Origin of the sequence: Ectothiorhodospira sp. PHS-1, assembly GCF_000225005.1 — a bacterium.
Lineage (GTDB): Bacteria > Pseudomonadota > Gammaproteobacteria > Ectothiorhodospirales > Ectothiorhodospiraceae > Ectothiorhodospira.
This window is the reverse complement of the sequence record NZ_AGBG01000088.1, coordinates 1-667: the sequence shown is the minus strand read 5'-3', so window position 1 is coordinate 667 and position 667 is coordinate 1. Positions and strand designations below refer to the sequence as shown.

General features: G+C 58.8%; 1 protein-coding gene and 1 pseudogene. One reads left to right on the top strand and one right to left on the bottom strand.

What is annotated here, in order from left to right; genetic code table 11:
- Positions 1-143 (top strand): annotated as a pseudogene (locus tag ECTPHS_RS14700) (IS256 family transposase); the annotation flags it as partial.
- Here ECTPHS_RS14700 and ECTPHS_RS14460 read toward each other — a convergent pair.
- The coding region (locus ECTPHS_RS14460; protein WP_141565374.1) for a DUF3427 domain-containing protein at positions 88-667 on the bottom strand (580 nt) is incomplete at its 5' end. The pseudogene ECTPHS_RS14700 and the gene ECTPHS_RS14460 sit on opposite strands and share 56 nt — an antisense overlap.

Below are 667 nucleotides of genomic sequence, written 5' to 3'. Positions count from 1 at the left end.
CCATGGTGTTCAAGCTGCTCCAGAGCGCCCAGAAACGCTGGAGACGCATCAAGCACTTCCAGAAGCTGGAACTGGTCGTCAATAACGTCAAGTTCCAGGATGGAGAGCAAGTAAACGATCAGTCAGAAAGGAAGGCCGCCTGACCAACAGCCGTACACCAGATTTGACTATTACTCGTTTCCAGTGGATACTCATAGGCTTTTCACCTTCCGCACCCTCCAGGGTTACCGGACCGCAGGCGTGGTAGGGGTCCCTCTTTGCTACACGCACGAAAAGCTGGAAGCGCCAGCCGTTTCCGGGGCTTTCCAGGTAACGGCACCCGGCGGTGGTGTTAGGCCCGGCTGCATTCTGAGACTGCCAGTGGAAGCGCTCTGTGCTGATGGCGTAATCATGATAGGCGATGCGCTCATGGTAGCCTTCTCGCTTGTCCAGGGTGACGAACAGCAATTCGATCTTGCGATCCTTCAAGGGCAACACGCCGGCCTGAAACGGGGCGCGGCGCTCCGCTGTGAGCCACCCCAGCGCCGTCAATATCTCACGGATACCATAGCGGCCATGCAGGCAGAGCGGCACATCCTCCAGCCCGGGGACTGGATGATGAAGCAGACGAGAGCGGGTCTGCAGCACCTCCCCCAACTCGCCAACCTCGGCGATGAGCTCCGGATCT